Raw genomic sequence first — 8,602 nt, forward strand, 5'->3', positions numbered from 1 at the left:
GCAGAAATAGAGCAGTTCATTAAGCAAAACAAGCACCTGCCTGGCGTACCTACCGCTAAACAAGTAGAACAAGAAGGCGTAGAACTGGGAGAGATGAATAAGGTATTGTTGAAGAAAATAGAGGAGTTGACTTTATTGCTGATTGAAAAAGATAAGGAGTTGAAAAAGGAAAAGGATGAGAATAATGCGAGGCTGAATGAAATAGAGAAATGGATAAAGAATAGGAAATAATCAGTATTTAACGATCTAAATAGAAACCATGAAAAAGCTTTTTTTTACCGCACTATTGGCAGTTTGTTTATCATCTGTACATGCGCAAATCGTTTCGCCTAATGGCGACAATATCTTTTATTATAATGGTGCAGCCGATGTCACTTTCCGTTATCAGCCCAGAGGAAGTGGAGGTAGGGCCTTTGTACATGATGATGGAAATGTGTTAACCTTAAATTATGGTGGCGATTTTACTGGTGGTGTAAGGTTAGGTTCAAACTTTAATGTAGCACCTTCAGGTAAAATGGCCATCTATAATAGTTTAAATACTAATGATTATACTTATGTGGGGCAGCATAACGCCCAAATTAGGATCTTAAATAATTTAGGCACTTATAGCAGTAGGGCATTGGAAATTGCTTTGTTGGACAATGGCACTGGGGTTATTCAGGCCAATGAGAGGAATGTCGGTTACAATAATCTTTCTTTAAATCCAGTTGAGGGTTATGTAGGTATTGGAACCCTAACTCCCAAAGAAAAACTTTCAGTAAACGGAAAGATCAGGGCGAAGGAAATTAAGGTAGAATTAGCCGACTGGCCCGATTATGTATTCGAAGAAGGTTATCAAAAGCTATCCCTAGCAGAAATAGAGCAGTTCATTAAGCAAAACAAGCACCTGCCTGGCGTACCTACCGCTAAACAAGTGGAACAAGAAGGTGTAGAACTTGGTGAGATGAATAAGGTGTTGTTAAAGAAGATTGAGGAGCTGACCTTGCACCTGATAGAGAAAGAAAAGAAGCTTGATCAGTTTAATACTGATCTAAAGAAGAGGGATGAAGCGATTGAGGCCTTGATCTCAAGAATTGAAAAATTAGAAAAAAAGAACTAACGCATCATTTATAAATACTTTATTAAAAAATATCAACTATGAAATCAAGAAAAATCCAATGCTCGTTAATAGGAATGTTGTTTTTCTCAGGCCTAGCCTACGGACAAACTGTTCCGAATATTTCTTATGATTTTCAAAACTTGGACTTGGTTTCGCCAGTAGGCCAATTTGTAGTCGGGAATGGTTACAATATGTTAAATGCTCCTTTTGGGGATACCGGTTATTGGAATGTGTTATCTATGCGTCATGGCAATCCTGATAATAGTTATGTGACTCAAATAGCAGGTGAGTTTTTTGGCCCCCGATTAGCTTTTAGAAATACCAATAGTGGCTCAAATAAACAATGGAGCGAAATTTATCATAATAATAATATCCCTGCATTAAAAACAGCTTTGGGAATTGATCCAAATATTTTGATTGGATTAGATGGTTCAGCTTTAGGTGTTAATATCAAAGCGAATTGGCCAGGATTAACAAGTAGTTTTGCTAGGGGCTTTACAGTTTCTGATCAAAATGCAAATAGTCTTTTTGGGATAGGTGCATATGGAGGTGTGAATAACGGTGCTGCAAGTATGGAAAGAGGATGGATAGGTAGGAGTTATGACGATAGTTACATGAATTTTTTAGCTAATGGAGATGTAGGTATTGGAACCTCAACACCTAAAGAAAAACTCTCGGTAAACGGGAAGATCAGGGCGAAGGAGATTAAAGTAGAGACTGCCAACTGGCCAGATTATGTGTTTGAGGAAGGATATCAAAACCAATCCCTAACAGAAATAGAACAGTTCATTAAGCGAAACAAGCACCTGCCAGGGGTACCTACCGCTAAACAAGTGGAACAGGAAGGCGTAGAACTAGGCGAGATGAACAAGGTGTTGTTGAAGAAGATTGAGGAGTTGACGTTGTTACTAATTGACCAGAACAAAAAGAACCAAGAGCAGGATGAACTCATCAAAAAAATGATGATCGAGTTGAAAGCACAAAGCTCCAAAAAAGATAAAGGAAACAATTAATCGCTGCTTTCTCCGAGCGATATGCTTGATATGGTTCGGAGAAAGTATCAATAAGTTTCGCAATAGTTGATTTTTTCCTAATTTAGGAACCTTAACCAACATGCCAATTAAATCAATCCATATGAAACAGCTCTTAAACAAAAAACTTAAAGCTTATACCCTTACCGAAATATTAGTGGTATTGGTGATTATTGGCATTTTGGTACTGTTGGCCTTGCCTAACTTGATGCCCTTGATTACCAAAGCCAAAACCACCGAAGCGAAACTACAGTTGGAACACTTAGCCAAACTGCAACAAAGCTATTTCTTTGAGCATTCTCGTTATGCTACCGATTTAACAGAGATCGGTTTCATCCAAGAAAAGCTGACTACTGATGGTAAAGATGGCAAAGCCAATTATAAAATAGAAATCGTATCTGCCAACAACAATACCTATTTGGCAAAAGCTACTGCCGTAACCGATTTTAATGGCAACGGAACCTTTAACGTTTGGCAAATTGATCAGGATAAGAACCTTAAAGAAGTAACGCCCGACTAATGCTTTGGATTTTATTGCTAACCGTGTTGCTGCTTTTGGCCATGGCTTGGCAAGACTTTAAATACAGGGCCATTTCCATTTGGTTGTTTATTGCCGTAGCCGCAGGGCTAGTTTACCTTAAATATCAAGCAGCGGGTAGGCAAGCGCTCTGGACAGATTTACTGACCAACCTTTGCTTTTTGACCTTGCAAATGGGCGTGCTGTTTGGCTACTTTGCCTTAAAGCATCGCAAATGGGTCAACCTATTTAAAGGTTATTTAGGCGAAGGCGATTTGCTGTTCCTTGTGCTGTTAGCCACTTATCTTTCCTTTTTCAACTTTGTGGCCTTCCATGTGAGCAGTTTGTTTTTGGTATTGCTATTGGGCATTTACCTACGACATAAAAATCCTAAAATACCCTTGGCTGGGGCACAGGCTTTTTGCTTGGCGGTGTTGATGTTAGCCGATTATTTTATTTACAAAATAGACCTTACGCAAGATTTTTGGCTCCTCTCGTTCTTCAATTCCTAAAAAACCTTTAACTTAAAGGCCTTAAACCAAACCATGAATATCCCACTAGATACGCTTCATCTCATCCATCAGGATATGGCTGTGCACTATCGCGTTGTTCCAAAACAACTGCAGGATAATGTATTGGTGGTTTATGCCGATGAAGAGCAGGTAGACGAAACACTTAGAGACGAGCTGCAAATTATGCTCAATTACGAGATCAGTTTCGAAGCCTTGCCCAAAACAGAAATGAATAGGTTGTTGGCTACGCACTACCTCCAAAACCATAACGAGGGACAGAACCAACAGTTGGGCGCTATTTATGCCAACGACGATTTTTTGGTGACCCTTATTAACGAAGCCAAGAAGTTGAAGAGTAGTGATATCCACATCGAAACTTTTGAGCAAAAAGCCCGTGTGCGCATTCGTATTGACGGGATGATGATTGAGCGTTACCAAATCACTAAAGAAGATTATCCCGCCCTGATCAACAAAATTAAGATCATGGCCAATTTGGATATTGCCGAAAAGCGCTTGCCGCAAGATGGACGTATCCATTATAAATCAAGTGCCAGCGAAGCATTTGATATCAGGGTTTCGGTATTGCCTACGCTACACGGCGAAAAGGTGGTGCTGCGTTTATTGAGCAATAGCAGTACCAATATCGACTTAAATACCTTGGGGCTATCTGCAGAAGACATGCACAATTACCTGCAAGGGGTGCAAAGGCCCAACGGTATTATTTTAATTAGTGGCCCCACAGGTTCTGGTAAAACCACTACCTTATACGCTACCCTTAAATTATTGAATAAAAACACACGTAATATTCTCACCATTGAAGATCCAATAGAGTACACGCTCGAAGGGATTAACCAAGTACAATTGCGAGAAAACATTGGCTTGGGTTTTGCCTCGGCCCTGCGTACCTTTTTACGTCAAGACCCTGATGTGATTATGGTAGGGGAGATTCGTGACCCCGAAACGGCCAACATGGCCATCAGGGCTGCGCTAACAGGTCACTTAGTGCTCTCCACCATCCATACCAACTCTGCTTGGGGCACGGTTTCCAGGTTAATGGACATGGGTATTCCAGGCTTTTTGGTAGCCAATACCTTAAACACCACGGTAGCCCAGCGTTTAGTGCGTTTGCTTTGCCCACAATGTAAGCAGGAAGTACCTTTTGATGGTAGTGGCTATCCTAAACAATTTAAACCACCTGTTACCTTAGCTACCCAGTTTACGGCTGCTGGCTGTAGCCATTGTTTTTACACGGGCTATAAAGGGCGTAAGGCGGTTTATGAAGTGATTCCTATTGATGCCGAATTGGCTTTTGAAATCAAGCAGGAGAATATGTATATTGACGAGCAGTTAAAACAACGAAATATTAAGACACTGGGAGAAAATGCCTTTGAGCTTTTTGCCACTGGCCAAACCACCCTCGAAGAAATATTTCCTTTACTATTGAATATCTAAATTAATGAAGCGAATCTACCAAGTAATGGTCTCACGAATGATTTTAACCCTTTTCCTATTGGTAGGATTGGGGAGTGTACAGGCACAGGACCAGGTTAAGAACGATCGTCTGCAACAAATAGAAAGCAGGCTTAAAGTGCTTTCGGTAAGTGTGCCAGGGCTTAACCAAAAGGTGCAGTTTTCCATGTCGGGTGCCAATGCCGCAGAGTTTTTAAAAGCTTTGGCACAAACCAATAACCTCAATATCAATATTGATCCACAGTTAAATTTCAAGGTTTACAATAACTTTACCAATGAAACGGCTTTAAATATCCTCCTATTTCTAGCAAAGGAATATGATTTGGATATCAATATTATTGGTTCCATTATGTCTATCACCAAGGTAGCCACCCCAAAACAAGTAGTGCCACCTAGAAATATCAGGGTAAATTATAATGCTGCCACCGATCAATTAGGTTTCGAACTGAACAATGATACCTTGGCATCGGTAGCGAAGAAAATCAGTCAGGTATCGCAAAAAAATGTCGTGGTGCCTACTACTTTGCTCAATAAAACCGTTTCGGCTTTTATTGCTGCGGCCCCATTTGAAACCGCATTGGATAAAATGGCTTACGCCAATGGTTTGAAGATGAACAAAACGGCTGATAACGTATACATCTTTCAAGCATTGGGCGAAGGCGAAGAATTATACATCACTGGAGACAACACTACCGCTGTAAAAAGAAACAACCGTCCGCAAGCAAACACTGGTGGCGCACAAGGTGGCGGCGGAGGCTTTAACTTGACCAGTAGGAAAGATGCCAAAGGCGATAAACTACTGAGTGTTGATGCCTTGAATACGCCGATTATTGATTTGATTAAAACCGCTTCGACAGAGGCAGGTACCAACTATTTTATTTACTCTGATATAAAAGGCAGTGTCACCACTCGCTTAAATAACATTTCTTTTGATCATTTCTTAAGTTCGCTTTTACAAGGTACTGAGTATACCTATAAAAGAGAAGCGGGTGTTTATCTTATTGGCGATAGACGCTTGGAGGGCTTACGTTCGCACCGTATTGTACAACTGCAGCACCGCTCGTTGGATACCATTCAAATGATGATTCCAACCGAGTGGAAAAAGGGCGTAGAGATTAAGGAGTTTAGAGAGCAGAATACCATTTTGTTGGCAGGTTCGGCTCCACAAATTAACGAAATTGAGAACTACATTCGCCAAATAGACCGAGTGGTACCTATGGTGTTGATTGAGGTGACTTTGGTAGATGTTAGAAAAGGGAAGAGCGTAAAAACAGGCATTTCGGCTGGCGTTTCAGACAGTGTGCGTACAGGTGGAACCATTTTGCCTGGCATTGATTATACTTTTGGAGCCAATTCCATTAACGATTTTCTTTCCCGATTGGGAAGTAATAATTCCATTAATTTGGGAAGGGTAACCCCTAACTTTTATGTAAAGCTTAGTGCATTGGAGAACAATTCCAATGTCGAGATACGTTCAGTACCTAAACTATCTACCTTAAATGGTCATACGGCTAACTTAAGTATTGGAAGTTCCCGCTTTTATAGTCAACGAACCCAAAACGTCATTCCTTCCCTTAATGCTCAAACCGTGGTTACGGAGCAGTTTACCGAAGTGAATGCGAACTTAGAAATTGACATTAGGCCTGTGGTATCTGGCGATGACCAGGTGACTTTAAATATCAAGGTAAACATCTCTGATTTCATTGGCAACCCACCGTTAAATGCGCCACCACCAAAGTCAACCAGTAAATTCACTTCGCTCATTAGGGCCAAAAATGAAGACATGATTGTATTGGGAGGTTTAGAGCGTACCGAGAAAACGGAATCAGGTTCGGGAGTTCCTTTACTATCTCGTATTCCTATCCTTAAATGGCTTTTCAGCAGTAGAGAGAAAAGCGATAGCAAAGTGGTGACCTTGGTTTTTATTAAACCAACTATTTTGTATTAATCATGCTAGGGGCTGCTTTCACAAAAGTTTTAGGTTTCACTTTGCACCATCATGGCGACAACCAGTTTAGTGGTCGTTACTGTGAATTGGAACGCAAGGGGAATGAAATCCAAATAGGAGAAAAGAAGACCGTAGAGGGTAATTTGGTAAAGATATTGGAATCGTTACCACGCAAAATGCCCGTTGCTTTGGTACTATCTGGAAAGGGAATTATCCATAAGAATATGGAGATTGCCGATGGGGAGGAAGATGCGGAGAAGAATTTCCGTTTGGTGTTCCCAAGTATTGATACCAACGACTTTTTTGTGCAGCAGTATCACCACGAGAAAAACTATGTACTGAGCATTGCCCGTAAAGATTGGGTACAAGAACTTTTAGAGAAGCTCAAAAGAGCTGGGGTAGAAGTGTGCAGATTGAGCTTTGGCGGGGTAGTGGCTTTACATATTTTGCCGCAATTGAATGTTTATGGCGAGGAAGTGCAGCTAGATGGGCATCAGTTTGTGATGACGGGTAAAAGCTTTCAATCCTATGCTTACAAGGCCGAAGCCAAATCGCCCTTCCCTTTAAAGGTGGGGCAGCAAGCCATTGACGAGGAAATGGTATTGGCCTATGCGGCAGCCTTTCAGTTATTGTTGTCGGATAAATTAGTGCCTATTGTAGCGCAGGTGCCAGCTGTTAACAATGGTTTTGGTCAATTGGTGAGTACAGCACTTTGGAAAAAAAGAGCGTTGATTTTCTTAGGAGGGTTATTTGCTTTGTTGCTCCTTAGCTTTACTTTGTTTAGTCATTTTAACCAAGAGAATGAGCAGCTGCTGAGGGAAGTTGGGGCCCAAACGGCTAGCGCCGACCAGATGGATTTGCTCAAACAGCAAATTAGCAAGCAAGAACATTTGTTGAAGCAACTGGCTTGGAACGGTGGCTATAACTACGGCTTTTTAGTAAACGAAATTGGTAAAAGCATGCCCAGACCATTGAGTCTGATTTCCCTTTCCATCAACGATTTTAAAACCGAGGAAGAGAAAACGGATCGTAAGCCCAACGTGAAAATTAAAGGTACTACGGCAAACCTTACTGCCGTAAATAATTGGATTTTTGTATTGAGAGAGAAGTCTTGGGTGAAAAGTGCCAAGCTGGTGAAGTTCCAGGAAGATCTAGATAATGATAATTACCAGTTTGATATACTTATAAGCTATTAAACATGTGGCATAAATTAGATGATAAAAAACAGAAGATAGTAGCCATTGTGTTAGCATTGGTGATACTTTATGTGGCTTATGTTTTCTCCTTTAAACATGCTATAGAAGCCTACAGTTTAAATAAAAACTTAAAAAAGGAATCTTCTTTACAGATGGAAGATGCGGCCTATCCGCACCTTAACAAAAAGTATAATTTCTACCAAAAAGTGCTGTCAGATTATCGGGTAAAAAAGGAAGAGGTAGATACTAAGATCTGGCAGGCCGTATCAGACATGGCCGTTTCGCAACAGGTAAAGATCAGCTATAATCCCATGCCACAAGTAGCTGATACTGCGGCCAAATCGAGTGCGATACATCAGCAGCAATTTATCTTTAGGGGTGGCTATTTCCATTTGGTAAAACTGTTAGATACGTTGAGCAAAAGTGAAGGCTTGGGCAAAATTGCGCAGCTCACCATTACTTCACCCAAAAATGAAGGAGTTAAAGAGAACGCCAATACGCTCAGTATGCAGTTGGGGTTAACGGCGGTAGAACGTTAATCAGTAGCATACTCCTTAAGGTGGTGTGCTATCTTCCTTGATAAAATATAATTGCAATCGAAGTTTAAAAACCATAACTTCATACTTATAAACCAACGCTTCTAACGATGAAAAAAACGCTCTTTTAATCCTTGCCATTTCTTGGCTTTTTAGCAACCTGCAAGCAACTCAATTAGGGGATGATCTTGCATGTAATGCTCATTTCCCGATTTAAATCTTTAATCATTAAATATTTCAATAATGAAACGTATCACTACCTTTTTACTTGTTTCGCTATGCGCAAATGCCAT

The 8,602-nt window shown here is 40.6% G+C and carries 8 protein-coding genes and 1 pseudogene; all 9 read left to right on the plus strand.

Annotated elements, in window-relative coordinates:
- Positions 1 to 231: pseudogene (locus DUT70_RS01055) on the plus strand (hypothetical protein); the annotation flags it as partial.
- A 28-nt stretch (positions 232 to 259) separates the two neighbouring features.
- A complete protein-coding gene (locus DUT70_RS21260; RefSeq protein ID WP_205529708.1) occupies positions 260 to 1,099 on the plus strand; it encodes a hypothetical protein in 840 nt (279 codons plus the stop codon).
- 38 nt (positions 1,100 to 1,137) lie between these two features.
- The gene (locus DUT70_RS01065) at positions 1,138 to 2,112 is read left to right on the plus strand and encodes a pyocin knob domain-containing protein (RefSeq protein WP_113645462.1); all 975 of its coding nucleotides are present in this window, start codon (positions 1,138 to 1,140) and stop codon (positions 2,110 to 2,112) included.
- A gap of 121 nt (positions 2,113 to 2,233) precedes the next feature.
- Entirely contained in the window at positions 2,234 to 2,650 is a 417-nt protein-coding gene (locus DUT70_RS01070; protein WP_113646520.1) for a type IV pilin protein, read from the plus strand.
- Complete coding sequence (locus tag DUT70_RS01075) at positions 2,650 to 3,159, plus strand: hypothetical protein (RefSeq protein ID WP_113645463.1); 510 nt, start codon at positions 2,650 to 2,652, stop codon at positions 3,157 to 3,159. The genes DUT70_RS01070 and DUT70_RS01075 overlap by 1 nt, the downstream gene beginning before the upstream one ends.
- Before the next feature lie 33 nt (positions 3,160 to 3,192).
- Positions 3,193 to 4,611: a GspE/PulE family protein gene (locus DUT70_RS01080; RefSeq protein ID WP_113645464.1), complete on the plus strand. Its 1,419-nt coding sequence runs from the start codon at positions 3,193 to 3,195 to the stop codon at positions 4,609 to 4,611.
- Between the two features lie 4 nt (positions 4,612 to 4,615).
- Entirely contained in the window at positions 4,616 to 6,577 is a 1,962-nt protein-coding gene (locus DUT70_RS01085) for a type II secretion system protein GspD (protein WP_240431989.1), read from the plus strand.
- Positions 6,578 to 6,579: 2 nt separating this feature from the next.
- Positions 6,580 to 7,773, plus strand: a complete 1,194-nt coding sequence (locus tag DUT70_RS01090; RefSeq protein WP_113645465.1) for a hypothetical protein — start codon at positions 6,580 to 6,582, stop codon at positions 7,771 to 7,773.
- Positions 7,774 to 7,775: 2 nt separating this feature from the next.
- Positions 7,776 to 8,312 (plus strand): hypothetical protein, encoded by a 537-nt coding sequence (locus DUT70_RS01095; protein WP_113645466.1) that lies wholly within the window; start codon positions 7,776 to 7,778, stop codon positions 8,310 to 8,312.
- Positions 8,313 to 8,602 lie beyond the last annotated feature (290 nt).

It is taken from the genome of Pedobacter chitinilyticus, assembly GCF_003313385.1.
GTDB lineage: Bacteria > Bacteroidota > Bacteroidia > Sphingobacteriales > Sphingobacteriaceae > Pedobacter > Pedobacter chitinilyticus.

Excerpts from the sequence above, each read along its gene's own strand:
- DUT70_RS21260 (WP_205529708.1), top strand. The coding sequence starts at position 260 with ATGAAAAAGCTTTTTTTTACCGCACTATTGGCAGTTTGTTTATCATCT.
- DUT70_RS01065 (WP_113645462.1), top strand. The coding sequence starts at position 1,138 with ATGAAATCAAGAAAAATCCAATGCTCGTTAATAGGAATGTTGTTTTTC.
- DUT70_RS01070 (WP_113646520.1), top strand. The coding sequence starts at position 2,234 with ATGAAACAGCTCTTAAACAAAAAACTTAAAGCTTATACCCTTACCGAA.
- DUT70_RS01075 (WP_113645463.1), top strand. The coding sequence starts at position 2,650 with ATGCTTTGGATTTTATTGCTAACCGTGTTGCTGCTTTTGGCCATGGCT.
- DUT70_RS01080 (WP_113645464.1), top strand. The coding sequence starts at position 3,193 with ATGAATATCCCACTAGATACGCTTCATCTCATCCATCAGGATATGGCT.
- DUT70_RS01085 (WP_240431989.1), top strand. The coding sequence starts at position 4,616 with ATGAAGCGAATCTACCAAGTAATGGTCTCACGAATGATTTTAACCCTT.
- DUT70_RS01090 (WP_113645465.1), top strand. The coding sequence starts at position 6,580 with ATGCTAGGGGCTGCTTTCACAAAAGTTTTAGGTTTCACTTTGCACCAT.
- DUT70_RS01095 (WP_113645466.1), top strand. The coding sequence starts at position 7,776 with ATGTGGCATAAATTAGATGATAAAAAACAGAAGATAGTAGCCATTGTG.